Source organism: Kribbella sp. NPDC020701, from assembly GCF_055562215.1.
The window spans coordinates 327,066-352,906 of sequence record NZ_JBVHFT010000008.1; the positions used below are offsets into that span (position 1 = coordinate 327,066).

The following is a 25,841-nucleotide window of genomic DNA, read 5'->3' on the forward strand; positions in this document are numbered from 1 at the left end:
CACAGTATCGGCAACAAACAGGTCAGCCCTCCGCACCCCTGCGAGGTAGGGTCGGCCAGGTGACCGACGCACTCACGCCGAACAGCCCGATCGACCAGCTCGCCGACCGCTACCTCGAGCAGTACGTCGCTCTGCAGCCGGCCGCCGCGACCTTCATGGGGATCGCGGGTCACGACCACGCGTTACCGGACTACTCTCCGTCCGGCTTCGAAGGCCTGATCGAGCTGACCCGGCGATCGGTCGCCGAGGCGCGGGCGATCGAGACGGGCAGCCCGCGCGAGGAGGTCGCCAAGGACGCGTTCCTGGAGCGCCTCGGGCTCGAGCTGGAGACGTACGAGGCCGGCCTGCCGCAGCACCAGGTGAACGCGATCGCCTCGGTCGCGGCCGAGATCCGGCAGGTGTTCGACCTGATGCCGACGGCAACGGATCAGGACTGGGAGACGATCGCGATCCGGCTCAACCAGGTCGGTACGGCGCTGGACGGGTACCGCGACTCGCTGCTCGACCAGGCCGGGAAGGGCCGCGTGTCGGCGGTGCGGCAGGTGAAGGATCTGGCCGACCGGATCGCCAGCTGGACCGGCGCCGACGGGGACGACTTCTTCGCCGGACTGGCCGGCCGGGCGCCGGACAGCGCGGTCAAGTCGAGCGTGGAGGCGGCCGCTGCCTCGGCGCGGAAGGCCTACGAGCAGTTCGGTCAGTGGCTGACGTCCGACCTGGCGCCGCGAGCGACGGAGAAGGACGCGTGCGGTCGCGAGGTGTACTCGCTGGCCTCCCGCAACTTCCTGGGCGCGACGATCGATCTCGAGGAGACCTACGCCTGGGGCTGGCAGGAGCTGGCCCGGATCGAGGCGGACATGCAGGCGATCGCGGCCGGCCTGAACGGCGGCGACCCCGGCATCGAGGCGGCCGCCGCCTTGCTGGACGACGACCCGGGCCGCAAGATCCACGGCAAGGACGCGTTCCGCGACTGGATGCAGCAGATGTCCGACGCGGCCGTGGTCGAGCTCGGCGGCACGCACTTCGACATCCCGGACGAGATCCGCATCCTCGAGTGCATGATCGCGCCGACCTCGGACGGCTCGATCTACTACACGCCACCGAGCGAGGACCTGACCACGCGGCCGGGCCGGATGTGGTGGGCGGTGCCGAACGGTGTCGACGACTTCGCCACCTGGCGTGAGGTCACCACCGTCTACCACGAGGGCGTGCCCGGGCATCACCTGCAGTGCGCGCAGACGATGCTGCGCACGGACCTGCTGAACCGCTGGCAGCGGATCGCCTGCTGGGTCTCTGGTCACGGCGAGGGCTGGGCCCTGTACGCCGAACGCCTGATGGAGGAACTGGGCTACCTCGAGGACCCCGGCGCGCGGTTCGGCATGCTCGACGCGCAGGGGTTCCGGGCGGCCCGGGTGATCGTCGACATCGGCATGCACCTGGAGCTGGAGATCCCGCGGGACAACCCGTTCGGCTGGCGTCCGGGGGAGCGGTGGAACGCCGACATCGGGTTCGAGTTCCTCCGCGCGCACTGCCGGATGGAGACCGAGTTCCTGCGGGCCGAGCTGAACCGCTATCTCGGCTGGCCCGGGCAGGCGCCGTCGTACAAGGTCGGTGAACGGATCTGGCTGCAGGCGCGCGAGGAGGCCAAGCAGCGCAAGGGATCCGCGTTCGACCTGCGGACGTTCCACTCCGCTGCGCTCAACCTCGGGTCGATCGGCCTCGACCCGCTGCGCCGAGCCCTCGCGAAGCTGTGAAGCCCCGGTTCGTGCTCGCGTCGGCGTCGCCGGCGCGGCTGAAGACATTGCGGGATGCCGGGGTCGAGCCGGAGGTGATCGTCTCCGGGGTCGACGAGGACCACATCGCCGCCGAGAACCCGGGTGAGCTCGCGCGGCTGCTCGCGACCCTCAAGGCCCGGGCGGTGGTCGCTTCCCTTGATGACCACGCGACCGTGCTCGGGTGCGACTCGGTGCTCGAGTTCGACGGCGTCGCGTACGGCAAACCCGGTACGCCGGAGACCGCGCGCGATCGGCTACGGACGATGCGCGGGCGGTCCGGCGTACTGCACACCGGCCACTGCCTGATCGACACCAACTCGAAGCAGGAACTGCGCGAGCTCGCGTCCACCACCGTGCACTTCGCCGACCTCACCGACGCGGAGATCGACGCGTACGTCGCCACCGGCGAACCGCTCGTGGTCGCCGGCTCGTTCACCGTCGACGGCCTCGGTGGTCCGTTCGTCTCGGTCATCGAAGGCGACTACCACAACGTGGTCGGCCTCTCCCTGCCGCTCCTCCGCCGGATGCTCATCGAGGTAGGCATCCCCTGGCCGGCCCTCTGGACGTCGACACCGAGCTTCAGCTACGACGAGACCGTCGCAGCCACGTACGACGACACCCGCGGAGGCACCGTCCGCGCCCAGTCCGCGGCCCTCGCCGTTCACTCCCTCCTTCATGGCGCAGCCGGCGGTGGGCGGGTGTTGGAATTGGCTGTAGGCACAGGCAGCGTCGGAGCCGAGCTGGTTGCCTTGGGCAACCTTGTCCACGGCGTCGACATCTCCACTGCGATGCTCCACCACGCGCGGATCCGGCTGCCCGGTCACGTAGCAGCCGCCGACGCGACCACCCTTCCGATCGCCGACCGCCGCTGCGACGCGGTGATCGCGATCTGGCTCCTACACCTGCTGGACAACAGCGAACCAGTCATCGCCGAGGTAGCGCGGGTCCTGCGCCCCGGCGGAGTCTTCATCACCACCACCGAGAAATCCGACGCCGGCCGCTACGCTGACGGCCGCACCCCGAACGAGTCCCGCGCCCAAGACGCCCTGACCCACCTGGTCGCGCAGGCCACCCGCCACGGCCTCACCCTCGACGGCGCCACCACGTTCCCCGGCCCCGCCCGCACCACCGACCAGACCCCCATCTACCCCCTGATCCGCTTCCGCCGGACCTGACGCTCTAGGCGGTCAGTCCGGTCTTGGCGTCCAGTTGCTGGAGTAGGTCGTGGGCGGCCAGTTCGACGGACTTGTGGCGCCACTCGGCCGCTCGGTAGACGCAGGCGATCAGAGCGGTGCGATGGATTCGGCAGCCAGTGTCACGGATGGGCGCTCGCGCGCCAACGACCCGGGCCGGGGTGGAACGGCGTACGGGCGTTGCGCCAGTAGGTGGCCCAGTTGTTGGCTCGTTCGGGTTCGGGAGCGGGTGCCGGGGCAGCCGCGCGGGCGGCGATGACCGTGACGAGAGCTGCCAGCTCTTCGGGAGTGGGGTCGCCCTTGACGACCTGCAGGATCGGTTCGGCCTTCACAGGGGGATGTTCCCATGCTTCTTGGGCGGCAGGGTGTCGCGCTTGGTGCGCAGTAGGCGGAGGCCGCGGACGATCTCGGCGCGGGTCTCGCTCGGCTTGACGACGGCGTCGATGTAGCCGCGCTCGGCCGCGATGTACGGGTTCGCGAGGTGATCCTCGTACTCGGTGACCAGCTGCTGCCGGCGGGACTCGGGGTCCTCGGCTCCGGCCAGCTCGCGGCGGTAGAGGATGTTCACCGCACCCTGTGCGCCCATCACCGCGATCTGCGCCGTCGGCCAGGCGATGTTGATATCCGCACCCAGGTGCTTCGAGCCCATCACGTCGTACGCACCGCCGTAGGCCTTGCGGGTGATCACGGTGATCATCGGCACCGTCGCCTCGGCGTAGGCGTAGATCAGCTTGGCGCCGCGGCGGATGATGCCGTTCCACTCCTGATCGGTGCCGGGCAGGAAGCCGGGCACGTCGACGAAGGTCAGGATCGGGACGTTGAACGCGTCGCAGGTACGGACGAACCGGGCCGCCTTCTCGGACGCGTCGATGTCCAGCGTGCCGGCGTACTGCATCGGCTGGTTCGCGACCACGCCGACCGGGCGGCCCTCGACCCGGCCGAAGCCGACGATGATGTTCGGCGCGAACAGCGTCTGCACCTCGAGGAACTCACCGTCGTCGACGACCGCCTCGATCGCGGTGTGCATGTCGTATGGCTGGTTCGGCGAGTCCGGGATCAGCGTGTCCAGCGCGAGGTCGGTCTCGGTGAGCTCGAGGTCCGCGGGAGCGTCGTACACCGGCGGGTCCTCGAGGTTGTTCTGCGGGAGGTGACCGACCAGGGCCTTCACCCACTCGATCGCGTCCTCCTCGTCGCTGCCGAGGTAGTGCGCGTTGCCGGACTTGGTGTTGTGCGTCCGCGCGCCGCCGAGCTCCTCCTGGGTGACGTCCTCGCCGGTGACGGTCTTGATCACGTCCGGGCCGGTGATGAACATGTACGACGACTCGTCCACCATCACGGTGAAGTCGGTGACCGCCGGGGAGTAGACCGCGCCGCCCGCGCAGGGGCCCATGATCAGGGAGATCTGCGGGATCACGCCGGAGGCACGGACGTTGCGGCGGAAGATCTCGCCGTACAGGCCGAGGCTGACCACGCCCTCCTGGATCCGCGCGCCGCCGGAGTCGTTGATGCCGATCAGTGGGCAGCCGATCTTGGTGGCCAGGTCCATCACCTTGAGGATCTTCTCGCCGAAGACCTCGCCCAGGCTGCCGCCGAAGACGGTGAAGTCCTGGGCGAACACGCATACCTGGCGGCCGTCGATGGTGCCGAACCCGGTCACCACGCCGTCGCCGTACGGGCGGTTGCCGTCCAGGCCGAAGCTGGTCGACCGGTGTCTCGCGAACTCGTCCAGCTCGGAGAAGGAGCCCTCGTCCAGCAGCAGCGCGATCCGCTCGCGGGCGGTCTTCTTGCCGCGGGCATGCTGCTTCTCCACCGCGCGCTCCGACCCGGCGTGCACGGCCTCGTCGAGCCGGTGCTCGAGGTCGGCGATCTTCCCGGCAGTCGTGTGGATGTTCACCGTCTCTCCCATAAGCGGGCAGCCTACGCGCCAGTACGGCGTACCGGCGCTGTGATGTTCCCCGCAACAGTCCCGCTGAACCGTGTCACCGATAGGTCCAGCCCTGGCGGACGCGCTCGACATCCCGGCGCGGGTCGCGAGTCTGCGGCCGGGGAACCCGTGGCCGCGCGGACGATTGCCATCGGCATCAGTGGGCGGACCGGCGCGGGTGAGGACGAGATCCTGACCGAGATGGCGGGCGCCGCGCCCCGCAGGAGCAGAAAGGGTCGGGCCTCGATCGGTGAGGTCAGCTGGGGCCGACGGCGAAGATCTTGGTGAGGCGGGCGGCCAACGCGAGGTCGCCGCGGACGGAGAGACGTTGCTTCAGCACGGCCACGACCGGGTCCTCGTTGCCCGTGACGACGCGAAGCAGGGTCGTCGGATCGGTGCGGATCGAGATGTCGGCAGGCTCGGGGTGATCGGCGAGCACCGTGCAGCGGCCGTCGCGGATGCGGATCCAGTGCTCGTCCACGTCCTCGGGCCGACCGTCCCCGCCGGCCCCCGTGATCTGCCAGGCGACGACTGCGTCGAACCCGGCGGCCCGGGCGGGGCGGAGATACTCCGGCATCCGGCGAAAGATCTCGCGCAACGCGATCTCTCGCACACCCCCGATGAGCCGATGCCGAAGCTCCCGCTCCGAGGTCCGGTCGACCAGCCGGGCCAGTTCCTTCGCGTCCAGCGTGGTGAGTCCTGCGGACTCGAGCCACACGGCACTGCCTCGCTCGGCCATCGCGACCACCCCCGGGCAGTTCCTACCAGACCGTAGGAATTTCCTACGATCTGGTAGGTTTGTCAAGTGGTTGAGGATTCCGAGAAGCGCCGCCGGGCGGCGCATCTCGGGCCGGAACGCCGGCGCCCGATGATCCTGGACGCGGCCCTCGAGGTGTTCTCCACCAACGGCTACGCCGGTACGACGATGCAGTCGGTGGCCGACGCCGCGGGTGTGACCAAGCCGGTCGTCTACGACTGCTTCGCGAACCGCGACGAGCTGCTGCTAGCTCTGCTCGGCCGCGAGGAGCAGCACCTGGTCGCCTCGATCGTCTCCGCGCTGCCCGCCGACCCGAGCGTCGGCACCCCCGAGGAACACGTCCTCGACGGCCTGACCGCCTTCCTCACCACGGCGGCGAAGAACCCGCAGTCCTGGCGGATCGTTTTCGGGGCGCAGTACGGCGCCGCGCCCGCGGTCGCCGAGCGAGTCCGGGCCGCTCGCGCGTTCCTGGTCGAGGGACTGCGCCTGACCCTGCTGCAGTCCCTTCCCGGCGTCACCGACCCGGATGCGAACCTGCCGGTCCTGGCCGAGCTGCTCGCTTCGATGACCGAGGCCTGCGCCCGGATGCTCGTCGTCGACGGCACCGACCGCACCCCCGTCGAGCTGGCCAAGGTTGTCTCCCAAGTCGTCGGCGGCGGCTTCGCCAACGTCTGACCGCCGGGTGGGGAGGATCCTGCCCACCCGATTCGGGCCGAGATCCTCCCCGGTCCCGCCGTACTGGGAAGTAGCTGAGCGCGGGGTCACGATCGGGCTTCCAGCTGGCGGACTCTGCGGCGATGACGGGTCCGCCCCGATAGGGTGGGCGAACGTGACCGAGACCGGAAGTGAGACCCGTACCCGCGCACGGTTCGAGGTGCCCGAAGAACTTCGGGCCGACGTCCGCCTGCTCGGCGAGATCCTCGGCAAGGTGTTGGTCGAGTACGCCGGTCAGCCGCTGCTCGACGACGTCGAGAAACTGCGGGAGCTGACCATCGCCGGTGACGGCGCCGCGGCCGAGCAACTCGTCGCGTCCTGGCCGTACGAGCGAGCCGAGGACGTCGCCCGCGCGTTCACCTGCTACTTCCACCTGACCAACCTCAGCGAGGAACTGCACCGCGCCCGCGTGCTGCGCGAGCGGGACCGCTCCGGGGACGCACCGGCGATCTCCGAGCTCGCCCAGGCGGTCGAGCAGATCTCCCACGACAGCGGCGAGCAGCAGGCCCGCGCACTGCTCAACGGGCTGGAGTTCCGCCCGGTGCTGACCGCGCACCCGACCGAGGCCCGGCGGCGCGCAGTCCTGGCCACGATCCGGCGCATCTCGTCGCTGCTGGACGAGCGTGGCGACCCGCGGACCGGCGACAGCGAGCTCGCGGAGAACCGGCGCCGCCTGATCGAGCAGGTCGACATCCTCTGGCGTACGTCGCAACTGCGCACGAGCCGGCCGTCTCCGCTGGACGAGGTCCGGTCCGCGATGGCCGTGTTCGAGGAGACGCTCTTCGATGTCGTCGGGAACGTCTACCGGCGGCTGGACGACGCGCTCGCCGGTGACGCGGCCGGGATGCGCCCGCCGGTGGTGGCGCCGTTCGTCCGGCTCGGTTCGTGGATCGGTGGCGACCGCGACGGCAACCCGAACGTCACCGCCGCGATCACCCGCGAGGCCATGCAGATCCAGGCCGACCACGTACTGCGGGCGCTCGAGCAAGCCACCGACGTCCTCGGCCGGGCGCTCACCCTGGACGCCGCAACCACTCCGCCGTCCGCCCCGGTCCGTCGGATCCTGGAGGACGCGCGGGCGGTCAACCCGGACCTGATCGCGGACATCGAGACTCGCTCACCCGCCGAACCGCACCGCCAGCTCCTGCTGCTCGCGGCGCGCAGGCTGGCCGCAACTCGCGCCCGCGACGCCGACTTCGGCTATCCGCGGGCCTCTGACTTCCTGCACGAGCTCAAGGTGCTGCAGGACTCTCTGGTCACCGCTGGAGCACCACGCCAGGCGTACGGCGAGCTCCAGCAACTCATCTGGCAGGTCAACTCGTTCGGCTTCCACCTGGCCGAGCTGGAGGTCCGTCAGCACTCCTCGGTCCACACCAAGGCGCTCGAAGAGGTGCTGGGCGGCGGTGAGCTCTCCGACCAGACCGAAGAGGTGCTCGCGACGCTGCGGGTGATCGGTCAGATCCAGCAGCGCTTCGGCCCCGAGGCGTGCCGTCGGTACGTCGTTTCGTTCACCCGCAATGCCGGAGACCTCGCAGCGGTCTACGAGTTGGCGGATGCCGCGATGGACGGGCGTCCGATCGAGCTGGACGTCGTACCGCTGTTCGAAACCGGTGAAGACCTGCAGAACTCGGTGGAGGTGCTGGACAACGCGATCCAGCTCACCCGGGTCCGGCACCGGCTCACCGCCAACGACCGGCGCTTCGAGGTCATGCTCGGGTACTCCGACTCCGCCAAGGACGTCGGACCCGTCTCGGCAACACTCGCCCTGTACGACGCTCAGGCGCGGATCACCGCGTGGGCGCAGCGCAATGCGGTCCGGCTGACCCTGTTCCACGGTCGTGGCGGGGCACTGGGCCGTGGCGGTGGCCCGGCGAACCGCGCCGTACTGGCTCAGGCTCCCGGGTCGGTGGCCGGGCGGTTCAAGCTCACCGAGCAGGGTGAGGCGATCCCGGCCCGTTATGGCAACGCGGCGATCGCGCAGCGGCACATCGAGCAGGTGACGGCGGCGACGTTGCTCGCATCCACTCCGGCGATCGAGGAGCGGGCTGCCGCGGCGGCCAATCGGTTCGCCGTGGTGGAGAAGACCCTCGACGAGGCCGCGCGTACGACGTACCACCGGCTGGTGAAGGCGGATGGCTTCGCGGAGTGGTTCGGGCGGGTGACTCCGCTGGAGGAGCTCGGTCAGCTGCCGCTCGGGTCGCGGCCGGCCCGGCGTGGTGTCGCGGTGTCGTCGCTGGAGGACCTCCGGGCGATCCCGTGGGTGTTCGCGTGGTCGCAGGCCCGTGTGAACGCTCCTGGTTGGTACGGCCTCGGCTCTGCGCTCTCGGCCGTCGGGGACGTCGCCGCGCTGCGGGACGCGAACCAGAACTGGCCGCTGTTCCAGGTGATGCTGGAGAACGCGGAGATGTCGCTGGCGAAGACCGACCGGCGCATCCTGGGCCGCTATCTCGAGCTCGGCGATCGGCCGGACCTGACCCGGCTGATGCTCGACGAGCACGCGCTCACCACCGAGTGGGTGCTCAAGGTGCTCGACCAGGACCGGTTGCTGGCCGGGCGGCGCGTGCTGGGCCGAGCGGTCGAACTGCGGAACCCGTACGTCGACGCCCTCAGCTACCTGCAGTTGCGGGCACTGCGAACGCTGCGGACCGATGACTCACTCGACGAGGAGCAGATCGTTCGTACCCGGCGGTTGCTGTTGCTGACCGTCTCGGGTGTCGCTGCCGGCCTGCAGAACACCGGCTGATGTTCAGCGACCTGGATCGGCCGCCCCTCGACGCACGGTTCCTGCGCGGGCGGCTGGTGCGACCTGGCTCGTTCTGGACGCAGATCGACGTACTCGCGGAGACGCCGTCGACCAACGCGGTTGTCGCGGCGGCGGCGTCCGCGGGGGCCGCTGAGGGGCTGGTGGTGGCCGCGGAGTACCAGTCGTCCGGTCGTGGCCGGCTGGGGCGCACGTGGACCACGCCGACGCGTTCTGCCGTGCTGATGTCGGCCCTCCTGCGTCCGACGGCTGTACCCGCGGCCCGGTGGCCATGGCTCGGTCTGCTGGTCCCGTTGGCCGTGGCAGCCGCCGTACGACGGGTGGGGGAGATCCCCGCGCTCGTGAAGTGGCCGAACGACGTACTGATCGAGGACCGCAAGCTGGCGGGCATCCTGCTCGAACGAGTCGACGGCCCGGCCGCTGTGGTCGGCATCGGCCTCAACGTCACTCTGCGCGACGACAAGAAGCCGCATCCCGCGGCGACCTCGCTAGCCCTCGAGAAGGCGGCCACGACCGATCGGGCCACCGTGCTGACCGTCGTACTGCGTGAGCTCGCCGACCGCTACCAGACCTGGGTCGACGCGAACGGCGATCCGGCGACGATCCTCCCCGAGTACCGCGAACTCTCCGCCACCCTCGGGCAGGCCGTTCGCGTGGAGTTGCCGGACGGCACCTTCCTCGAAGGCACCGCCCGCGACCTCGCCGACGACGGCCGCCTCATCGTCGACACCCGGGAAGGTCCGCGCCCGTTGGCCGCCGGAGACGTCACCCATCTACGCCCGGCGTGATACCTCGCCGATCGTCTTCCCGCCGTCCGGCCGATAGACCACGACGATCCGGTTGCCGGCCCGCACCGAGCCGGTCGACAGCACCTTGAGGTAGGCCCCGACCCGACCGGTACGCGCGAACCGGTGATGGAATCGCGGGATCCCCATCCGGCCCGCCAGGTTGCCGCAGGGCGTGCGCGCTGACCGGACCTCGACCAGGATCCCGGTCGTCGGCCCGCCGATCCGCCAGCGTTCGCCGATCAGCGCACTGGTGACGTCGAGGCCATGAGTCGTCAGGTTCTCGCCGAACAGGCCGGGCGAGATCTCCCGGCCGAGCTCGACCGACCACCAGTCGGCGTCCTCCTCGGCGTAGGCGTAGAGCGCCTTGTCCGGGCCGCCGTGGTACCGGGTGTCGCACTGCTTGTCGCCGACCAGACCGAGCTCCTCGACCACGACCGCCCCGGGCACCGGGCGCTTGTCGATCGCGGTCCAGCGGGTCGGTCCACGGATGATCTCGTGGACGACGTTGACCGCGATCAGTCGCGCGGACATCAGCTTGCCAGGGTGATCCAGCGGATCGGATCGCCACCGTCGAAGTCGTCGCGGCCCGCGTCGTGCAGAGCACCGGCGACGAGCGTACGACGGTACGAGGCGAACGTGATGACATGGGCGATCATCGCGCCCGCGGTGTAGACCTCGACGTTGTCGCCCGGGCAGACGATCAGCTCGTCCAGGCGGTTCTGGCTGCAGAGTTCACCGATCTCGGCGGCGAACGCGGGCCCGGCCTCGTCGAGCCGGTGACGCATGCTCTGGACGCTTTCGCCTTGTTCTACAGCGAAGTCGTACTCCTGCCCGGCGAGATTCGCGTGCCACATGGCGAGCTGACCGACCAGGCGCGACAGGAGCGAACGCAGTGTCGGGTGGTCGTCGATGCCTTCGACCGAGATCTCGATCGGGCGGTCGAGTTGCTCGTCGGTCAGCGTGGCAGCTTGCTCGAGCATCTTGCCCAGCAACCAGATGTGATGGTCGACGATCGTACGAACGAGGTCCATGGAGCTCACCTTGTCCCCGGCCGGCACACGCAGGCCGTTCGGTGGATGGAAGTGGATGCCGCTCGGCGCGTCGATCCGGATCCGGTCCGGACGACCCCGCCAGGCCGCCGGCGCCACGCCGTACGCCCGGCTGAAGGCGCGCGTGAACGCCTCGTGCGATCCGTAGCCGGCCTCGACCGCGACGTCGAGGATGTGGCCCGGCCCGGTCAGCAGCCGGTACGCGGACCGCTCCAGCAGGATCCGGCGCCGGAACGCGCCCGGTCGCTCGCCCGCCGCGGCCGCGACCACTCTGTCGAGGTGCGACCGGGACAGCTGGACGCGAGCGGCCAGGTCGGCGGTGCCGGTCGCTCCGTGATCGTCCAGTGCCTCGGCCAGCACCTCGACGAAGGCGGCGAACACGTCGGCCCCATGACTCGCCGGCGCCGGAGGCCCGGCCGATGGCACTGTCATGGGACCATCGTGCCGCCGCCAGGCCCGTCGTACTTGATCGTTTTCGCTGTTTTAGCTGGTGAAGATCTTTGCCGCGGTGATCAGGGTTTCGATGATGCCGTAGCCGAGGAGTACGGCGACCAGGAGCCAGGAGATCACCAGGCGTGCGGTCTGGGTCATTGCGCTGCCTCCACAGTTGCTTCGGCCCCCGGATGATGCTGTTCGTAGAACCGGTCGGAGACCGAGCGGATCATCAGGTTGGCGACGAAGCCGAAGGCCAGCACGCCGACCATCGTGAACAACGCCGGCCGGTACGCCGCGGCCGTCAGCGTGCCCGGCTTGCCTTCGTGGTCCAGGAAACCGTTGATGATCAGCGGCCCGGCGATACCCGCCGCCGACCACGCGGTCAGCAGCCGGCCGTGGATCGCACCGACCTGATAGGTGCCGAAGAGATCCCGCAGGTACGCCGGAACCGTCGCGAAACCACCGCCGTAGAACGAGATGATCACCGCGGCCAGCAGGACGAAGATCACCGTGCTGTTGTGCCCCACGGTCGCGAGCAGGAAGTAGGCGATGATGCCGACACCCAGGTACATCGCGTAGATGGGCTTGCGGCCGATCACGTCCGACGTGGTGGACCAGCCGAACCGGCCGGCCATGTTGAAGATCGACAGCAGTCCGACGAACCCGGCCGCTGCCGCGACCGCGACGCTTGACTTGCCGTCCGACCCGCGGAAGAAGTCCTGGATCATCGGGCTGGCCTGCTCGAGGATCCCGATCCCCGCGGTCACGTTGCAGAACAGCACGATCCACAGGCACCAGAATTGCGGTGTCTTGATCGCGTTGGCCGCTGACACGTTGGCGGTGGTCACCAGGGGCTTCTGCTTCACCGTCGCCGGGTCGAACCCGTCCGGTGCCCAGCCCTCGGCGGGCACCCGGATGTTGAAGACCCCGAACATCATGATCGCGAAGTAGCCGATGCCGAGGGTGAGGAACAGGCCGACCAGCGCACCACCACCGGCGACCGACGAGCTGACGTCCGGGTCGTAGCCGGAGTCGTACACACTCAGCAGTTGCCGCGACAGCGGGCTGGCCACGAGTGCGCCGCCGCCGAAGCCCATGATCGCCAGGCCGGTGGCCAGGCCCGGGCGGTCCGGGAACCACTTGATCAGCGTCGAGACCGGGGAGATGTAGCCGATGCCCAGGCCGATGCCGCCGATCACGCCGTACCCCAGGTAGACCAGCCAGAGCTGGCCGGTGCCGATGCCGAGGGCGCCGACCAGGAAGCCGGTGGCCCAGAAACACGCGGACACGAACATCGCCTTGCGCGGGCCGTTGCGCTCGACCCAGGTGCCGCCGACCGCGGCGGACAGGCGACTGGCGCACTGTATGCATTTTGTGAAGTGTTAAATCACTTCCTTGCCCGATCGTGTCGGGGCCGGTCCGGCCCGATCGTGTCGGGAGGGGACAGCGAACCTGGGAACTGTGACACTGGGGGCATGGCGATCTCGGCGAAGTTGTTGGGTGAGGACGAGTACGTCGTCGTCAGCACCCGGACGCACTGGAAGGCGCTGATCTTTCCGGTGTTCCTGCTGCTCCTGGTGGCGGGCGGCGGCGGTTTCCTGGCCGCGATCGTGCCGTCCGGATCGCTGCAGACACCGGGACGGATCGCGATCCTCGCGGTCGGTGTGGTGATCCTGGCCGCCTTCGCGCTGAAGCCGTTCCTGAACTGGTTCTTCTCGACGTACACGGTGACGAACCGCCGGCTGATCACCCGGCACGGCATCCTCACCCGGACCGGGCGGGACATCCCGCTGATGCGGATCAACGACGTCTCCTACGAGCACGGCCTGATCGACCGGATGCTCGGCTGCGGGACCCTGCACATCGAGTCCGCCGGTGAGCGCGGTCAGGTCGTGCTGCCCGACGTACCGCATGTCGAGCACGTCCATCTGCAGATGTCCGACCTGCTCTTCGGTGGTCCGGAAGGCCGGCCCGGCGACGGCATCCTCGCGGACGAGGAGCCCCCGGACCACATGCGCCGCCGCCCGCAGCAGCAGCAACCTCGCACGGACGACAGCGAGACCCTCTTCAGCTCCGACGACAACGACCGCTAGGAGTCCGCACCGGACCAGCGATCGAGGAGCTCAGGGAGGCGGGACAGGACGTCGCGGAAGGTCTCGTAGGCGTCGGTGCCCAACTCATCGGTGAGCCACTTCTCGAGCTCGATCAGGTGCCGACGGCCGTCGCTCGCGACCGACACGCCGTGATCGGTGTAGGTGACGACCTTGGCGCGGCCGTCGGCGGGGTCGGTGCGCATCTCGAGGACGTCCAGGGCGACCAGGTCGCGGATCACCTCACCCATCGACTGCCGGGTCATGCCGGCGCGGGCGGCCATCTCCGCGGCCCGGGCGCCGTCCTCGGTCAGTGTCCCGAACACCGAGTTGTGGGCCGGCTTGACGTCGGTGCCGGACTCGACGTGTGGCTGGTGCGCGACGACCACACCGCGGTCGCGCTGCTGGAGTCGGCCACCCACGGCGGCCAGCGGCAGGTGATCGCCCAGGAGTACCTGCCGACCGTTGCGCATGGCAACAAACGGCTGTTCCTCGTCGACGGTGAGATCGCCGGTGCGGTGCTGCGCCGGCCTGCCGCCGACGACTTCCGGATCGGGCCGCCGGTCGCGCCGGCAACGATCGACGACGCCGACCGCGCGATCGTCGCCGCCCTCGGTCCGCTCCTGCGCCGGCATGGCCTCGCCATCGCCGGGGCAGACGTCATCGGCGGCCGCTTGATCGAGGTCAACGTGACCTGCCCGGGTGGCATGCACAAGACCGACGCCCTGCTCGGCACCCGGCTGAGCGAAACCATCGTCCGCCGGCTCATCGAACCGGCGCTGCTCCCGGAAGGGGTAGTCGCATGAGTACTGTCACCATCGTTTGCATTGCGCTGATGGGCATTCTGCTGTTCGTCCTCGGCGCCAACGTCTCGCGGCAGCGCGGGATCCGCGGCGCTCCGCTTCGCGACTTCGGGGCGTTCGGCACTTACTTCGTCGGTGTGGCCCTCGGCGTGACCGCGATCGTGACGATCTGAGCCGTTGTCAGAAGACCTCGATGCTGACCGGGGCGATCGGCCAGGTGAAGGCTGAGGTCACTGCGGCCACCGCTCCTGGGGTGTGCTCGGTGACCCGGCCGGTGGCGGCGAACTCGGCGAGGGTGCGGCCGCCGAGGTAGATCGCGCCGAGCTCGGTCACGGACAGCGTCAGGTCGGCCGGATCGTCGGTCCGTTCGCACCGGGCCGTCGTACAGTCGGCGGTGAGCCGGAACCGGCCGGCGTTGGCCGGGATCAGGTCGTCCGTCATGTCGAGGACGAGGTCCACGGGGACGGCGTACCGGCGCTGTTCGAGGGCGCGAGCGACGTCCGTCACGCGGAGCCAGAGCGACTCGTTCAGCCGCCGGTTCAGCGCGGTCGGGGTGGTGACGAGTTGCTGCAGCGGCTCGTCGACGGCGGCGTACTCGAACTCGAGGGTGGCGGCCAGATCCAGCGTCAGCACGTGCTGCCACAACGCCTTGTACGCCGTCGGTTCGAGCGCGACGAGCTCCTGGAGCGACACCTCGCTGGCCGGACCGGTCGCGCCCCAGTTCAGCTTGCCGCGCCACAGCGCGTACCCGTCGATGGCGCCGGTCTCGTCACGGTGCACGAGGATCCGCCGGGCAGTCTTGCCGTGCCGATCGTCTTTCTTGTCTTCCAGCCGCCGCTGCCACTGGAGCTCGGAGCGGCCGGACACTCCCGGCCGTCGTTCCTGCAGGCTGCGGAGGAGCGGCGGCAGCTCCTTGAGGGCGTCGTCCGCGGTCAGTTCGCCGAGCTCGCCGGGACGGATCCGCACGCTGGGCGGGCCGACGCGGTGCAGATCGACCTCGTACGCCGTGCCCCACGTGGCAGCGCCGTACCCGAACCGGCCGTAGATCCCCGGCTCGCTGGCCCAGAGCACCGCGATCGCCTCCGGCACCTCACGCAACTGCCGGGTGATCAACGCCGACATGACACCCCGCCGACGATGCGTCGCCTTCACCCCGACCCCGGTCACATGCGCGGCCGCCACCACGCCGCCCGGCACCGACAAATCCCGCGTCAACGCCCGGGTAGTCCCGACAGCCTCCCCGCCATCGGTCGCCACCAACGCGCGCTCAGGCTCGAAGAGTTGCCGACCCAGCTCATTAGGCGACGGATCAAACATCATCGCCGCCCCGAACAGCTCCGACACGTCCTCGAAGTCCCCGGCCACCCCGACACGAACCACGATCTCAGCCATGCCGCATCCTCACACGCCCCACCGACAGACAGCCAACGATAAACTGCGCCGGCAGTTCCGGGATTCGTGAAGCCGGCGCTAGCGGACGGCCGGGAGGTCTCCGGTGGATTCGGGGTCCAGGGCGGCGGGGGAGTTGGGGGCGGGGGTGTGTTCGGCCTCGTCGAGTTCGATCTCTTCGCGGAAGACGAACTTGCGGTAGGACCAGAAGCGGAACAGGGTGCCGAGACCCAGGCCGACGAAGTTCGCGGCGATGTTGTCGGACAGCCAGCTGTGCAGGTCTAGGACGTAGCGGGAGAAGGCCAGACAGCCGGCCGCGATCAGCAGGCCGATGCCGTTCAGGACGAAGAACAGCACGTACTCGCGGTGCAGCCCGCTGCGCTCCCGGTGCCGCCAGGTCCAGTACCGGTTCCCGAAGTAGGTCACGATGGTCGCGACCGTCGTCGAGATCAGCTTCGCGGTCAGCGGCTTGTGGTGCAGCATGCCCTCGCCGGAGTCGGCGAGCACCAGAGGGTTGTTGAAGACCAGCCAGTTGTAGATCGGCAGGTCGACGACCAGACCGAGCAGACCGACCAGACCGAATTTGGCCACTTCGTGCACCAGGTGCTCAACCTGGCGATACAGCGTGGTGACAAGCTTCAACGGTCTCGGAAACCTTCTGTGATCGCATCGCAACGGGGAGGGTCAGTTTCCCACGGTACCCGGCGAACGGTCCGGTTCCGAAATCCCCCGCGCGTGTCCGTAGCCCGCTGCCGGACGGATGATGTATGGACATAAGCTCCAGCCTGTGAAGTTCGATCGCAAGGATCTCCCCGTCGGAACGCCCGTGGTCGGTATGGTCGGCGGCGGTCAGCTGGCCCGGATGACGCAGGAAACCGCGGTCGCGCTCGGCATCCAGCTCCGCGTGCTCGCCGAGGGCCCGACGGTGTCGGCCGCCCAGACGGTCGCGGACGCGCCCGTCGGCGACTACAAGGACCCCGAGACGGTACGCCGGTTCGCCGCCGAGTGCGACGTGGTCACGTTCGACCACGAGCACGTCCCGACCGATCTGCTGCACATGCTCGAGGCGGACGGCATGAAGGTCCACCCGGGACCCGACGCGCTGGTCCACGCCCAGGACAAGGCGGTCATGCGCCGCCGGCTCGACACCTTCGACGCACCCTCGCCGGCGCATCAGGCGGTCGAGACCGCGGCCGACGTCGCGGACTTCGCCAAGCGGGTCGGCGGGTTCCCGATCATCCTCAAGACCACCCGCGGCGGGTACGACGGCAAGGGCGTGTGGTTCATCGACGGCCCGGACGACGACGCGATCACGGTCGCGCTCGACAGCGGCGTACCGATCCTGGCCGAGGAGAAGGTCGACTTCGTTCGCGAACTGTCCGCGATCGTGGCCCGCTCACCGCACGGCCAGGCCGTCGCGTACCCGATCGTCGAGTCCGTCCAGAAGGACGGCATCTGCGTCGAGGTGACCGCACCCGCACCCGGCCTCGCACCGGAGAGAGCGGCCCAGGCCCAGCAGACCGCGCTGCGGATCGCGGGTGAGCTCGGCGTCGTCGGCATCCTCGCGGTCGAGATGTTCGAGGCCCGCGACGGGCGCCTGCTGGTCAACGAGCTCGCGATGCGTCCGCACAACACCGGCCACTGGTCGATCGACGGCGCGGTCACGTCCCAGTTCGAGAACCACCTGCGGGCGGTGCTCGACCTGCCACTCGGATCGCCGGCCGCGCGAGCGCCGTACACGGTGATGGTCAACGTGCTCGGCGGCGACGTCGAGGACATGCACCGCGGGCTGCTGCACTGCCTGGCCCGCGACCCCGGCCTGAAGGTCCACTTCTACGGCAAGTCGGTCAAGCCGGGTCGCAAGATCGGCCACGTCACGGCGTACGGAGACGACCTCGAGCAGACCCGGGAACGCGCCCGGCACGCGGCCGCGTACCTGACCGGAACCATCGACGAGTAGGGGTGACGCATGAGTGTTGGCATCGTGATGGGGTCGGACAGCGACTGGCCGACGATGAAGGCCGCGGCCGAGGTGTGCGTCGAGTTCGATGTGCCCTTCGAGGCAGATGTGGTGTCGGCGCACCGGATGCCGACCGAGATGATCGACTACGGACGGTCAGCGCACGAGCGGGGACTGAAGGTGCTGATCGCCGGTGCCGGCGGGGCCGCGCACCTGCCCGGCATGCTCGCGTCGGTGACTCCGTTGCCGGTGATCGGCGTACCCGTGCCGCTCAAGTACCTGGACGGGATGGACTCGCTGTTGTCGATCGTGCAGATGCCGGCCGGCGTCCCGGTGGCGACGGTGTCGATCGGCAACGCGCGCAACGCGGGCCTGCTCGCGGTCCGGATCCTGGCCGCGTCCGACGAGAAACTGCGGGACCGGATGATCGCCTTCCAGGAGTCCCTGGCCGATCTGGCCCGGGCCAAGGGCGATACTGTGCGTAATGGCGCGGCAGAGCTCCGTAAAGGCTGAATACGCCTCAGGTTTTCCACAAGCTGCAGCAGGGTAGTCGTGTGATCCCACCCGTTGTCGTCTAAGGTCGTCGATCGTGACTCCGCCCACTGAACCGGATACGCAGCGCATCCCGGTCCGCTACTGGATCTGGCTGTTCGGCGCCGTCGTGTCCTTGCTGGGTGACTTGACGATGACGTTCGCCATCGGATGGTCGGCCACCCAGCACGGCGGCCGCGTCGCCGGCCTCATCCTGCTGCTGGCCGCTGCCCCTCGGGCCGCTCTGCTGCTGATCGGCGGCGCCGTCGGCGACCGCTTCGGCGCGCCTCGCGTCCTGCTGGTCAGCTGTACGGCGATGTTCCTGGTGACGGCCGCCCTGGTCCCGGCCTCGGCGGCGGTGGGCGAGCCGATCTGGCTGCTGGTCGTGCTGGCGCTCGTCGTCGGCGTGATCGACGCCTTCTTCCTGCCGTCGTCGCGATCCATGCCGCGCCTGCTCGTCCCGCCGGCGCAGGTGCCGCGCGCCCTGGCCAGCTTCCAGGTCATCGGCGTCGTCTTCGCCGTCTCCGGCACCGCGGTCGGCGGTGTCCTGGTCAACTGGGCCGGCCTGACAGCCGCGGCCGGCTTCGACGCCCTCACCTTCGGCATCATGATCATCGTCCTGATCCTGCTGCGCGGGACGACGGCGCCGCACGGTGCGCGGACCACGACCATGTTCCGCTCGATCGTCGACGGCGTCCGCGCGGCGTTCGGCCGGCCACTGACCCGCGCACTGCTGATCACGATGACCATCGCGGCCGGTCTGCTGATCCCGATGGACTCGCTGCTGCTGCCCTTGCTGGCCCGCTACCACCACTGGGACGCGCAGACCGCGGGCATCCTGATCGCCACCCGCAGCCTCGGGGTCGGCGTCGTTTCGATCCGCATCCTGATGCGCGGCGCGTTCCAGCGACCGGGCATCGTCGCGATGCTCGGCCTGCTGCTCGCGGCGGTCGGATTCATCGGACTGTCCGCGCTGGACCCACTGCCGCTGACCATCGCGGCTGCTGTGGTCAGCGGCATCGGTGTCGGCACCTTCACCGGGCACGTACTGCCCTTGCTGATGAACTCGGTGGAGCGCGAGTACCAGTCCCGGCTGCAGTCGGTCATCGTGCTCTGCCAGAGCCTCGCCCTGGTCGTGATGAACCCGATCCTGGGCAGCCTCGCCGACGTCAGCAGCGTCGGCATCACCGGTGTGTGCCTGGGGATCGGCGTCGCGGCCGCACTGATCGGGCTCGTGGCCCTCAGCCGCCCGGTCATCCGTAACGCGACAGTGTCCTAAGGGGCTTTAGGGCTTGCCGGGAGCCCGGTAGGTCCAGCCGGCGGCGCGCCAGGCGGCGGCGTCGAGCAACAGACGGGCGTCGATCACGACCGGGTGCTCCACCACGCCGCGGAGCGCGGCCGGGTCCAGCTCCCGGAACTCGGGCCACTCGGTCAGGTGCAGTACGGCGTGCGCACCCTCGCAGGCCTCCGTGGCGGAGGCGGCGTAGCGCAGGGTCGGGCGGACCTTGCGGGCGTTCTCCATCGCCTCGGGGTCGTAGACAGTGACATTCGCGCCGTGCAGCTGGATCCGGCCGGCTACGTCGAGGGCGGGCGAGTCGCGGACGTCGTCCGTACCGGCCTTGAAGGCGGCACCGAGGACGGTGATGTTCTTGCCGACCCACTCGCCGCCGAGCACCTCGTGGGTGACGTCGACGATCCGGGCCCGGCGGTGCTGGTTGATGTCGTCGACCTCACGCAGCAGCGTGATCACCTCTTCGACGCCGAGCTCGCCGGCCCGGTGCATGAACGAGCGCAGGTCCTTGGGCAGGCAGCCGCCGCCGTAGCCGGGGCCGGCGTTCAGCATGCCGCGGCCGATGCGCTTGTCGTACCCGAGCGCGTCGGCCAGCTGGGTGACGTCGGCGCCGGTCGCGTCGGCCAGCTCGGCGAGCGCGTTGATGAACGAGATCTTCGTGGCCAGGAAGGCGTTCGCGCCGCCTTTGACCAGCTCGGCGGTGGGCCGGTTGCAGACGACGACCGGCGTACCCTCGGCGATCGGGGTCGCGAAGACCTCCCGCAGCCGGGTCTCGGCGGTCTCCGACTGCAGGCCGAAGACCAGGCGGTCCGGGTGCAGCGTGTCGTCCACGCCGTGCGCCTCGCGGAGGAACTCCGGCTGCCAGGCGAGCTCGACCGCCGTGCCGGCCGGGGACTCGGCGTGGAACCGCTGCTCCAGGATCGCCGACGTACCGACCGGGACCGTGGACCGGCCGACGACCAGCGTCGGCCTGGTCAGCAGCGGCGCGAGCATGTCGACGACCGAGTGCACCTGGGACAGGTCGGCCGCCTCGCTGCCCTCGAGCTGCGGGGTGCCGACGGCGATGAAGTGCACGTCGGCCCAGTCCGCGATCTCGCGGTAGTCCTTGGTGAACCGCAGGCGGCCGGACTCGACGTGCCTCTTCAGCAGCGGGTCCAGCCCGGGTTCGTACAGCGGCGCCTTGCCGTCGTTCAGCAGCTTCAGCCGGTGCTCGTCGATCTCGACGCCGATGACGTCGAAACCGAACTCGGCCATCCCCGCGGCGGTGTTCGCGCCGAGGTAGCTGGTGCCGATGACGGCGATCCGCAGGGGGCGGGAGGTCGCTTCACTCATGCCGGGGACTCTACCCATCGTGGTTATCAAGCGGTGACCGGCTCATGTCCACCGGCTCTCCAAGGCGTGCGCTGTTGGTCACTTTCGGCGTACGACGTCCTCCGTACGCGGATTGTTCGTCGTACTGTGTGACTCGTGAGTAACTCATTCGACCTGTACGCGCTGTCCGAGGAGCACCAGGCGATCCGCGACGCCGTGCGCGACGTCTGCGACGCCAAGGTCGCCCCGCACGCGGGGGACGTGGACGAGCTCGCCGAGTTCCCCAAGGCGTCGTACGACGCGCTCAAGGCGTCGGACTTCCACGCCCCGCACATCCCGGAGGAGTACGGCGGCGCCGGGGCGGACGCGCTCGCGACGGTGATCGTGATCGAGGAGGTCGCCAGAGCCTGCGCCTCGACCTCGCTGATCCCGGCGGTCAACAAGCTCGGCTCGCTGCCGTTGCTGCTGTCCGCCTCGGACGAGGTCAAGCAGCGCTACCTGCCGCCGGTCGCGTCGGGTGACGCGATGTTCTCGTACTGCCTGTCCGAGCCCGAGGCCGGCTCGGACGCGGTCTCGATGAAGACGCGCGCGGTCGCCGATGGCGACGGGTTCGTTCTGAACGGTGTGAAGCGGTGGATCACCAACGCCGGGGTGAGCGACTTCTACACGGTCTTCGCGGTGACGGATCCAGCGGCGCGGTCTCGCGGAATTTCTGCCTTCGTGGTGGAGAAGTCGGATGAGGGGGTGTCGTTCGGGGCGCCGGAGAAGAAGCTCGGCATCAAGGGCTCGCCCACCCGCGAGGTGTACTTCGACAACGTGCGGATCCCGGCTTCGCGGATGATCGGAGAGCCGGGCACCGGGTTCGCGACCGCGATGGCGACGCTGGACCACACCCGCGTGACGATCGCCGCGCAGGCGCTCGGGATCGCCCAGGGTGCGCTCGACTACGCGCTCGGGTACGTGAAGGAGCGCAAGCAGTTCGGCAAGGCGATCGCGGAGTTCCAGGGCCTGCAGTTCATGCTCGCCGACATGGGCATGAAGATCGAGGCGGCCCGCCAACTCACGTACGCCGCGGCCGCACGCTCGGAGCGCGGTGACGCCGACCTCACCTACTTCGGCGCCGCCGCCAAGTGCTTCGCCTCCGACGTCGCCATGGCCGTCACCACCGACGCCGTCCAACTCCTCGGCGGCTACGGCTACACCCACGACTACCCCGTCGAACGCATGATGCGAGACGCCAAAATCACCCAAATCTACGAAGGCACTAACCAGGTCCAACGCATCGTGATGGCCCGCCAACTACTCAAGGGCCTCGGCTAACCCACGCGTGCTCCGCCGGTTACCGCAGACGTGCTGAGTGGACGCGGCGCATGTGCCACTAGCCGCCCAGTCACCAGATGGACTACGGGAGGGTGTGGCCGGCGGCGGTGAAGAGGCGGTACCACTGTTCGCGGGTGAGGTCGACGGTCGCGCCTGCGGCGGCTTCGCGGAGGCGGGTGGGGTTGGTGGTGCCGACGACGATCTGCATGCGGGCGGGGTGCCGGGCGATCCAGGCGACGGCGATCGCGGTGGGGGTGGTGCCGTGGTCGTGGGCGAGTTGGTCGAGGGCGTCGTTGAGCTCGGGGTAGTTCTCGCGGTCGCCGAGGAAGACCCCGCCGGGTGGCGGCTTCTGCAACGAGCCCCAGGTCTGGATGGTGATGTCCTTCAGTCGGCTGTAGTCGAGTACGCCGAGATCCAGGTCGGCGGACTGGTCGAGCCCGGTGATGTTCGCGGCCAGGCCTTGGGCGACGAGGGCGGCGTTCGCGATGCTGAACTGCATCTGGTTGGCGACGAGCGGCTGCCGGACCGACTTGGCCAGCAACTCCATCTGCGCGGGCGTGTGGTTCGAGACGCCGAACGCCCCGACCTTGCCGCTGCTGTGGAGCTCGTCGAACGCGGCAGCGACCTCGTCCGGCTCGACCAGGGTGTCCGGGCGATGGATCAGCAACAGGTCCAGGTAGTCGGTCCGCAACGCTTTCAGCGACTGCTCGACGCTCGACAGGATGTGTTCGCGAGAGGAGTCGAAGAAGCCGGCGCGGATGCCCACCTTGGACTGGATCGTGACCTGGTCCCGCTCCGCCGGCGGGACGGGTTGCGCGTCGCCGTACCGCTGCTCGCAGCCATGCGACCCGCCGTAGATGTCGGCGTGGTCGAACATCGTCACCCCGGCCTCGCGCGCGGCACCGACGAGCTCCCGGATCTCGGCGTCCGTGAGCTGCTTGATCCGCATCAGCCCCAGCACAACCCGGGACACGACCATCCCGGACCCGCCCAACTCAACCGTCTCCACAGCAGCCGTCCTTCTACTCGGGTGGGTTGCCGGTGAAATGTTCCGGCTTGACGAGGACCGCCGTACGACGGTCTGCCGCCATCGCGCGATCGTATTCCTCGAGGTCCGGGTGCACGCCGCCGGCCGCGTGGTAGATGTCGCGCAACAGCAATCGCAAACGCTCCGCGTCGATGCCGGGCAGGGCGTCGTCCGGCCCCGCGAGCTCGACGGAACCGCTGACGCCGACCCACTGCCAGCCCGCGCGGAAGACGAGCGTGGCCTGCGGGGATCGCCGTAGGTGGGCGAGCTTCGCCGTACCGCCGCGGGCGACGAGGGCGACGACCGGCTCGCCGGTGAGCGGATGGTCCAGCACGCCGGCGTTCACGACCGAGGCGGCCGGTTCGCCGGAGCGGCGTTGGGTGATGAGCACGGCGAGCCAGTGATCCTGACTGCCGAGCCGGGAAACAAGATCGAGTCCGCTACGAGTGTCCACCCCAGGACGCTAACGGATTCGGCCAGAGCTGGGGCTGGATTGCCGGGTCGGTGTAGTCGGGATCGGGGTTGTGCCGGACGAGCGTGTCGTTCGGATGTGCCGAGCCGGGGCGCCAACGGTTGTCACTCGGTTGCAGGTGGATGGCGAGGGACCGGCGTGGCGCCGTACTGCGGTTTGCCGAGCTGCCGTGGACTGTGCGGCAGTGGTGGAAGCTGACCTGGCCGCGCCGCATCCGGGGTACGAACGGAGTCGGATCGAAGCCCTGCTTGACGATTGAGGCCGCGAGCGACTCGTTGTCCTGCGAGAAGAAGTCCAGCCCGGTCACGTCCCACCGATGGCTCCCTGGCAGGAACGACACCGCACCGTTGACCTCGTCCACGTCATGGAACCCGACCCACGCGGTCAGCATGTCGTCCGACGTACAGGACTGCCAGTACTGCCGGTCCGTGTGCCAGCCCACCTGCGCCGAGCCGCCCACCGGCTTCCGCAGCAGTTGGTCGTGCCACAACCGGATCCCGTCCGCACCGGACAGCGCGGCCGCCGTCGCGCCGATCGCCGGATGCCGGACCAGCGCCGCGAGCTCGTCCACCCGCAGCGAGGAGTAGTCGTTCTTCCGGAGTACGTCGCCATCGGACGGCTGCCAGCCACGGGTCGCCGGCAGGTCCGGGAGGGCGTGGTCGTGATCGCCGGCGTAGAAGCGTTCCATCCCGCGCTCGGCCGCGTCGAGTACCTCGGGCGGCACGATCACCGGCGAGATCCAGTAGCCGTGTTCGCGGTAGCAGGCGATGTCGTCAGGTCCTGGGAGCATGCGAAAACCGTAGCCAGCCCGGTGGTCGGAGGCGTTGCCGTTGTTCAGGCGACTGGACACAATCTTCAGGTGTCTCTCACCCGGCCGAGCGGACTCCGTGCGGGCTTCCATGCCGATGTGCACGACCCGATCAGCGGTCTCGTGCATGCCGGTGAGCAGTGGGTCCCCGAGCAGTTCCTGATCGAGCCGCACGACCATCCGGTCTGGGAGATCTACCTGCAACTGCACGGCATCACGCACTGGGTGGCCGGTGCGGAGAGCTATGTCCTCCGGCCCGGCCACCTCTTCGCCGTACCGCCCAACGTCACCCACCATCTGGCCGGACGCTCGGGCAACCACCACTTCTACTTCGCCGCCATCGACCTGGATCCCGTCGTACGCCGCCAACCGCCGCTGGCGACGCCATGGCCGAAGACCGTGGTGCACCGGGAGGCGGGAGAGCTCGCTTACGCCTTCGCCCAACTGGTCCGCGAGCTCACCACGCGCTACGAGTACGCCGGAACCGGTCTGGCGCTCGCGGTCGACCATCTGGTGCTGGCGGTCGCGCGATCCATGACGCCGACCGCCGTACCGCAGCTCGCGATGCATCCGGCGGTGCGGACCGTGAAACGCCTTCTGGATCAGGAGTTTCACGAACGGTGGACACTCCGGCAGCTAGCCGATCGCGTCGGCCTCGCGCCGTCGTACCTGGCGGAGTTGTTCGCCGGCCAGCTGGGTCAGCCGCCGCATCGGTATCTCAACGAACGCCGGATCGACCGCGCCCGGCAGCTCCTCGACACCAGCGACGTGACCATCACCGCGCTCGCCCTCAGCCTGGGCTTCAGCTCGAGTCAGCACTTCGCCCGGGTCTTCCGTCAGCTCGCCGGGACCACGCCGACTGCCTACCGCTCGTCCTCGGCCGGCGGCAGCGTCGGGTAGTCGAGGATCGGGTAGAGGCCGACCGTGAAGCCGTAGGTGGTGTCGCCGGAGCGCGGCAGCTGGTCGAAGGCGTGGATGACCCGGTCGACCTCCTGCCAGAACTCGGCCGCGCGCTCCTCGGGGATCCGGGCATGCCGGATGAACGATCGCATCTGCCCGGCCTCGTACGCCGACTTGGACTCGTCGGCGGCGACCTCGAAGTCGTTGAAGTCGTGCGGCAGCTGCCCCTCCTGCCCCTGGCGGCCGAGACCGACGTAGAACATCCGGGCGGCCCGGCCGTAGAACCGCTCCTCGATCGCCCGCACCCGCCGGGTCCGGACCACCTGCAGGATGCCGGCGTCGGTCAGCACCTTCACGTGGTGCGCGACCGTGCTCTTCGGGCGTTTGACCGCGATGGACAGCTCGGTCACGGTCGCGGCCCGCTCGTGCAGCAGGCCGAGGATCGTCGTTCGCAACGGGTCGCTGATCGCGCGGACCTGCTCCACGGTGGTCAGCTCGATGGTGTCCGCGAGGTCGTAATCGGGGACCGAACTGTTGATCGACATG

At 69.4% G+C, this 25,841-nt stretch carries 28 protein-coding genes; 13 read left to right on the forward strand and 15 right to left on the reverse strand.

What is annotated here, in order from left to right; all coding sequences use genetic code 11:
- Positions 1 to 59 precede the first annotated feature (59 nt).
- The gene (locus ACZ3HV_RS21510) at positions 60 to 1,751 is read left to right on the forward strand and encodes a DUF885 domain-containing protein (protein WP_465686748.1); all 1,692 of its coding nucleotides are present in this window, start codon (positions 60 to 62) and stop codon (positions 1,749 to 1,751) included.
- Positions 1,748 to 2,947, forward strand: coding sequence for a Maf family nucleotide pyrophosphatase (locus tag ACZ3HV_RS21515; RefSeq protein ID WP_465686749.1), 1,200 nt, complete (start codon positions 1,748 to 1,750; stop codon positions 2,945 to 2,947). The genes ACZ3HV_RS21510 and ACZ3HV_RS21515 overlap by 4 nt, the downstream gene beginning before the upstream one ends.
- A gap of 140 nt (positions 2,948 to 3,087) precedes the next feature.
- Here ACZ3HV_RS21515 and ACZ3HV_RS21520 read toward each other — a convergent pair whose 3' ends face one another.
- The 3 genes from ACZ3HV_RS21520 to ACZ3HV_RS21530 form a co-directional block, all read right to left on the reverse strand.
- The gene (locus ACZ3HV_RS21520; RefSeq protein ID WP_360363882.1) at positions 3,088 to 3,297 is read right to left on the reverse strand and encodes an acyl-CoA carboxylase subunit epsilon; all 210 of its coding nucleotides are present in this window, start codon (positions 3,295 to 3,297) and stop codon (positions 3,088 to 3,090) included.
- Positions 3,294 to 4,871 carry an acyl-CoA carboxylase subunit beta gene (locus ACZ3HV_RS21525; protein ID WP_360363880.1) on the reverse strand — a complete coding sequence of 526 codons (1,578 nt, stop codon included), beginning with the start codon at positions 4,869 to 4,871 and terminating at the stop codon, positions 3,294 to 3,296. The genes ACZ3HV_RS21520 and ACZ3HV_RS21525 overlap by 4 nt, the downstream gene beginning before the upstream one ends.
- Before the next feature lie 274 nt (positions 4,872 to 5,145).
- Positions 5,146 to 5,628 (reverse strand): SCP2 sterol-binding domain-containing protein, encoded by a 483-nt coding sequence (locus ACZ3HV_RS21530; RefSeq protein ID WP_465686750.1) that lies wholly within the window; start codon positions 5,626 to 5,628, stop codon positions 5,146 to 5,148.
- A gap of 66 nt (positions 5,629 to 5,694) precedes the next feature.
- On the opposite strand from ACZ3HV_RS21530, the gene ACZ3HV_RS21535 reads away from it, so the two are divergent.
- The 3 genes from ACZ3HV_RS21535 to ACZ3HV_RS21545 all read left to right on the forward strand — a co-directional run bounded on the left by ACZ3HV_RS21535 (position 5,695) and on the right by ACZ3HV_RS21545 (position 9,909).
- On the forward strand, positions 5,695 to 6,321 hold the full coding sequence (locus ACZ3HV_RS21535; RefSeq protein ID WP_465686751.1) for a TetR/AcrR family transcriptional regulator: 627 nt from the start codon (positions 5,695 to 5,697) through the stop codon (positions 6,319 to 6,321).
- A gap of 154 nt (positions 6,322 to 6,475) precedes the next feature.
- Complete coding sequence (locus tag ACZ3HV_RS21540) at positions 6,476 to 9,103, forward strand: phosphoenolpyruvate carboxylase (RefSeq protein ID WP_465686752.1); 2,628 nt, start codon at positions 6,476 to 6,478, stop codon at positions 9,101 to 9,103.
- Complete coding sequence (locus ACZ3HV_RS21545; RefSeq protein WP_465686753.1) at positions 9,103 to 9,909, forward strand: biotin--[acetyl-CoA-carboxylase] ligase; 807 nt, start codon at positions 9,103 to 9,105, stop codon at positions 9,907 to 9,909. Before ACZ3HV_RS21540 ends, ACZ3HV_RS21545 begins: the two co-directional genes overlap by 1 nt.
- On the opposite strand, the gene ACZ3HV_RS21550 is transcribed toward ACZ3HV_RS21545, so the two are convergent.
- The 4 genes from ACZ3HV_RS21550 to ACZ3HV_RS21565 are packed head-to-tail and all read right to left on the reverse strand — an operon-like array spanning position 9,895 to position 12,760.
- Entirely contained in the window at positions 9,895 to 10,440 is a 546-nt protein-coding gene (locus tag ACZ3HV_RS21550) for an MOSC domain-containing protein (RefSeq protein WP_465686754.1), read from the reverse strand. The two genes, ACZ3HV_RS21545 and ACZ3HV_RS21550, sit on opposite strands and share 15 nt — an antisense overlap.
- The gene (locus tag ACZ3HV_RS21555) at positions 10,440 to 11,390 is read right to left on the reverse strand and encodes a helix-turn-helix transcriptional regulator (RefSeq protein WP_465686755.1); all 951 of its coding nucleotides are present in this window, start codon (positions 11,388 to 11,390) and stop codon (positions 10,440 to 10,442) included. Before ACZ3HV_RS21555 ends, ACZ3HV_RS21550 begins: the two co-directional genes overlap by 1 nt.
- A gap of 51 nt (positions 11,391 to 11,441) precedes the next feature.
- Positions 11,442 to 11,549 (reverse strand): MFS transporter small subunit, encoded by a 108-nt coding sequence (locus ACZ3HV_RS21560; RefSeq protein ID WP_465686756.1) that lies wholly within the window; start codon positions 11,547 to 11,549, stop codon positions 11,442 to 11,444.
- Complete coding sequence (locus ACZ3HV_RS21565) at positions 11,546 to 12,760, reverse strand: OFA family MFS transporter (protein WP_465686810.1); 1,215 nt, start codon at positions 12,758 to 12,760, stop codon at positions 11,546 to 11,548. Before ACZ3HV_RS21565 ends, ACZ3HV_RS21560 begins: the two co-directional genes overlap by 4 nt.
- Before the next feature lie 108 nt (positions 12,761 to 12,868).
- On the opposite strand from ACZ3HV_RS21565, the gene ACZ3HV_RS21570 reads away from it, so the two are divergent.
- Entirely contained in the window at positions 12,869 to 13,486 is a 618-nt protein-coding gene (locus tag ACZ3HV_RS21570) for a PH domain-containing protein (protein WP_465686757.1), read from the forward strand.
- On the opposite strand, the gene ACZ3HV_RS21575 is transcribed toward ACZ3HV_RS21570, so the two are convergent.
- Positions 13,483 to 13,872 (reverse strand): hypothetical protein, encoded by a 390-nt coding sequence (locus ACZ3HV_RS21575; protein ID WP_465686758.1) that lies wholly within the window; start codon positions 13,870 to 13,872, stop codon positions 13,483 to 13,485. The genes ACZ3HV_RS21570 and ACZ3HV_RS21575 overlap by 4 nt on opposite strands.
- On the opposite strand from ACZ3HV_RS21575, the gene ACZ3HV_RS21580 reads away from it, so the two are divergent.
- Positions 13,858 to 14,289, forward strand: coding sequence for an ATP-grasp domain-containing protein (locus ACZ3HV_RS21580; RefSeq protein ID WP_465686759.1), 432 nt, complete (start codon positions 13,858 to 13,860; stop codon positions 14,287 to 14,289). The two genes, ACZ3HV_RS21575 and ACZ3HV_RS21580, sit on opposite strands and share 15 nt — an antisense overlap.
- Complete coding sequence (locus ACZ3HV_RS21585) at positions 14,286 to 14,459, forward strand: hypothetical protein (protein ID WP_465686760.1); 174 nt, start codon at positions 14,286 to 14,288, stop codon at positions 14,457 to 14,459. The genes ACZ3HV_RS21580 and ACZ3HV_RS21585 overlap by 4 nt, the downstream gene beginning before the upstream one ends.
- Positions 14,460 to 14,466: 7 nt before the next feature.
- Here the strand turns inward: ACZ3HV_RS21585 and ACZ3HV_RS21590 are convergent, their stop codons facing one another.
- Together ACZ3HV_RS21590 and ACZ3HV_RS21595 are read right to left on the reverse strand one after the other, a co-directional pair.
- Positions 14,467 to 15,678 carry a GNAT family N-acetyltransferase gene (locus ACZ3HV_RS21590; protein WP_465686761.1) on the reverse strand — a complete coding sequence of 404 codons (1,212 nt, stop codon included), beginning with the start codon at positions 15,676 to 15,678 and terminating at the stop codon, positions 14,467 to 14,469.
- A gap of 78 nt (positions 15,679 to 15,756) precedes the next feature.
- A complete protein-coding gene (locus ACZ3HV_RS21595) occupies positions 15,757 to 16,317 on the reverse strand; it encodes a GtrA family protein (RefSeq protein ID WP_360363854.1) in 561 nt (186 codons plus the stop codon).
- 121 nt (positions 16,318 to 16,438) lie between these two features.
- Here ACZ3HV_RS21595 and ACZ3HV_RS21600 point away from each other — a divergent pair, with 121 nt between their 5' ends.
- From ACZ3HV_RS21600 to ACZ3HV_RS21610, 3 genes are all read left to right on the forward strand, one after another.
- The gene (locus ACZ3HV_RS21600) at positions 16,439 to 17,635 is read left to right on the forward strand and encodes a 5-(carboxyamino)imidazole ribonucleotide synthase (protein ID WP_465686811.1); all 1,197 of its coding nucleotides are present in this window, start codon (positions 16,439 to 16,441) and stop codon (positions 17,633 to 17,635) included.
- Between the two features lie 9 nt (positions 17,636 to 17,644).
- A complete protein-coding gene (purE, locus tag ACZ3HV_RS21605) occupies positions 17,645 to 18,148 on the forward strand; it encodes a 5-(carboxyamino)imidazole ribonucleotide mutase (protein WP_360363852.1) in 504 nt (167 codons plus the stop codon).
- 76 nt (positions 18,149 to 18,224) lie between these two features.
- The gene (locus ACZ3HV_RS21610) at positions 18,225 to 19,445 is read left to right on the forward strand and encodes an MFS transporter (protein ID WP_465686762.1); all 1,221 of its coding nucleotides are present in this window, start codon (positions 18,225 to 18,227) and stop codon (positions 19,443 to 19,445) included.
- Between the two features lie 6 nt (positions 19,446 to 19,451).
- On the opposite strand, the gene ACZ3HV_RS21615 is transcribed toward ACZ3HV_RS21610, so the two are convergent.
- Positions 19,452 to 20,789 (reverse strand): UDP-glucose dehydrogenase family protein, encoded by a 1,338-nt coding sequence (locus ACZ3HV_RS21615; protein WP_465686763.1) that lies wholly within the window; start codon positions 20,787 to 20,789, stop codon positions 19,452 to 19,454.
- Between the two features lie 135 nt (positions 20,790 to 20,924).
- On the opposite strand from ACZ3HV_RS21615, the gene ACZ3HV_RS21620 reads away from it, so the two are divergent.
- Positions 20,925 to 22,088, forward strand: coding sequence for an acyl-CoA dehydrogenase family protein (locus ACZ3HV_RS21620; RefSeq protein WP_465686764.1), 1,164 nt, complete (start codon positions 20,925 to 20,927; stop codon positions 22,086 to 22,088).
- An 82-nt stretch (positions 22,089 to 22,170) separates the two neighbouring features.
- Here the strand turns inward: ACZ3HV_RS21620 and ACZ3HV_RS21625 are convergent, their stop codons facing one another.
- Genes ACZ3HV_RS21625 through ACZ3HV_RS21635 form a run of 3 tightly spaced genes read right to left on the reverse strand, consistent with a single transcriptional unit; the run spans position 22,171 to position 24,377 of the window.
- Positions 22,171 to 23,097: an aldo/keto reductase gene (locus ACZ3HV_RS21625; protein WP_465686765.1), complete on the reverse strand. Its 927-nt coding sequence runs from the start codon at positions 23,095 to 23,097 to the stop codon at positions 22,171 to 22,173.
- Positions 23,098 to 23,110: 13 nt separating this feature from the next.
- Complete coding sequence (locus tag ACZ3HV_RS21630; RefSeq protein WP_465686766.1) at positions 23,111 to 23,569, reverse strand: pyridoxamine 5'-phosphate oxidase family protein; 459 nt, start codon at positions 23,567 to 23,569, stop codon at positions 23,111 to 23,113.
- On the reverse strand, positions 23,556 to 24,377 hold the full coding sequence (locus ACZ3HV_RS21635) for a phytanoyl-CoA dioxygenase family protein (RefSeq protein ID WP_465686767.1): 822 nt from the start codon (positions 24,375 to 24,377) through the stop codon (positions 23,556 to 23,558). The genes ACZ3HV_RS21630 and ACZ3HV_RS21635 overlap by 14 nt, the downstream gene beginning before the upstream one ends.
- Before the next feature lie 69 nt (positions 24,378 to 24,446).
- Here ACZ3HV_RS21635 and ACZ3HV_RS21640 point away from each other — a divergent pair, with 69 nt between their 5' ends.
- Entirely contained in the window at positions 24,447 to 25,295 is an 849-nt protein-coding gene (locus ACZ3HV_RS21640; RefSeq protein ID WP_465686768.1) for a helix-turn-helix transcriptional regulator, read from the forward strand.
- Here the strand turns inward: ACZ3HV_RS21640 and ACZ3HV_RS21645 are convergent.
- Positions 25,259 to 25,840 (reverse strand): ArsR/SmtB family transcription factor, encoded by a 582-nt coding sequence (locus ACZ3HV_RS21645; RefSeq protein ID WP_465686769.1) that lies wholly within the window; start codon positions 25,838 to 25,840, stop codon positions 25,259 to 25,261. The two genes, ACZ3HV_RS21640 and ACZ3HV_RS21645, sit on opposite strands and share 37 nt — an antisense overlap.
- Position 25,841 lies beyond the last annotated feature (1 nt).

Excerpts from the sequence above, each read along its gene's own strand:
- ACZ3HV_RS21525 (WP_360363880.1), bottom strand. The coding sequence starts at position 4,871 with ATGGGAGAGACGGTGAACATCCACACGACTGCCGGGAAGATCGCCGAC.
- ACZ3HV_RS21530 (WP_465686750.1), bottom strand. The coding sequence starts at position 5,628 with ATGGCCGAGCGAGGCAGTGCCGTGTGGCTCGAGTCCGCAGGACTCACC.
- ACZ3HV_RS21545 (WP_465686753.1), top strand. The coding sequence starts at position 9,103 with ATGTTCAGCGACCTGGATCGGCCGCCCCTCGACGCACGGTTCCTGCGC.
- ACZ3HV_RS21550 (WP_465686754.1), bottom strand. The coding sequence starts at position 10,440 with ATGTCCGCGCGACTGATCGCGGTCAACGTCGTCCACGAGATCATCCGT.
- ACZ3HV_RS21555 (WP_465686755.1), bottom strand. The coding sequence starts at position 11,390 with ATGACAGTGCCATCGGCCGGGCCTCCGGCGCCGGCGAGTCATGGGGCC.
- ACZ3HV_RS21560 (WP_465686756.1), bottom strand. The coding sequence starts at position 11,549 with ATGACCCAGACCGCACGCCTGGTGATCTCCTGGCTCCTGGTCGCCGTA.
- ACZ3HV_RS21570 (WP_465686757.1), top strand. The coding sequence starts at position 12,869 with ATGGCGATCTCGGCGAAGTTGTTGGGTGAGGACGAGTACGTCGTCGTC.
- ACZ3HV_RS21585 (WP_465686760.1), top strand. The coding sequence starts at position 14,286 with ATGAGTACTGTCACCATCGTTTGCATTGCGCTGATGGGCATTCTGCTG.
- ACZ3HV_RS21590 (WP_465686761.1), bottom strand. The coding sequence starts at position 15,678 with ATGGCTGAGATCGTGGTTCGTGTCGGGGTGGCCGGGGACTTCGAGGAC.
- ACZ3HV_RS21600 (WP_465686811.1), top strand. The coding sequence starts at position 16,439 with ATGTATGGACATAAGCTCCAGCCTGTGAAGTTCGATCGCAAGGATCTC.
- purE (WP_360363852.1), top strand. The coding sequence starts at position 17,645 with ATGAGTGTTGGCATCGTGATGGGGTCGGACAGCGACTGGCCGACGATG.
- ACZ3HV_RS21615 (WP_465686763.1), bottom strand. The coding sequence starts at position 20,789 with ATGAGTGAAGCGACCTCCCGCCCCCTGCGGATCGCCGTCATCGGCACC.
- ACZ3HV_RS21635 (WP_465686767.1), bottom strand. The coding sequence starts at position 24,377 with ATGCTCCCAGGACCTGACGACATCGCCTGCTACCGCGAACACGGCTAC.
- ACZ3HV_RS21645 (WP_465686769.1), bottom strand. The coding sequence starts at position 25,840 with ATGTCGATCAACAGTTCGGTCCCCGATTACGACCTCGCGGACACCATC.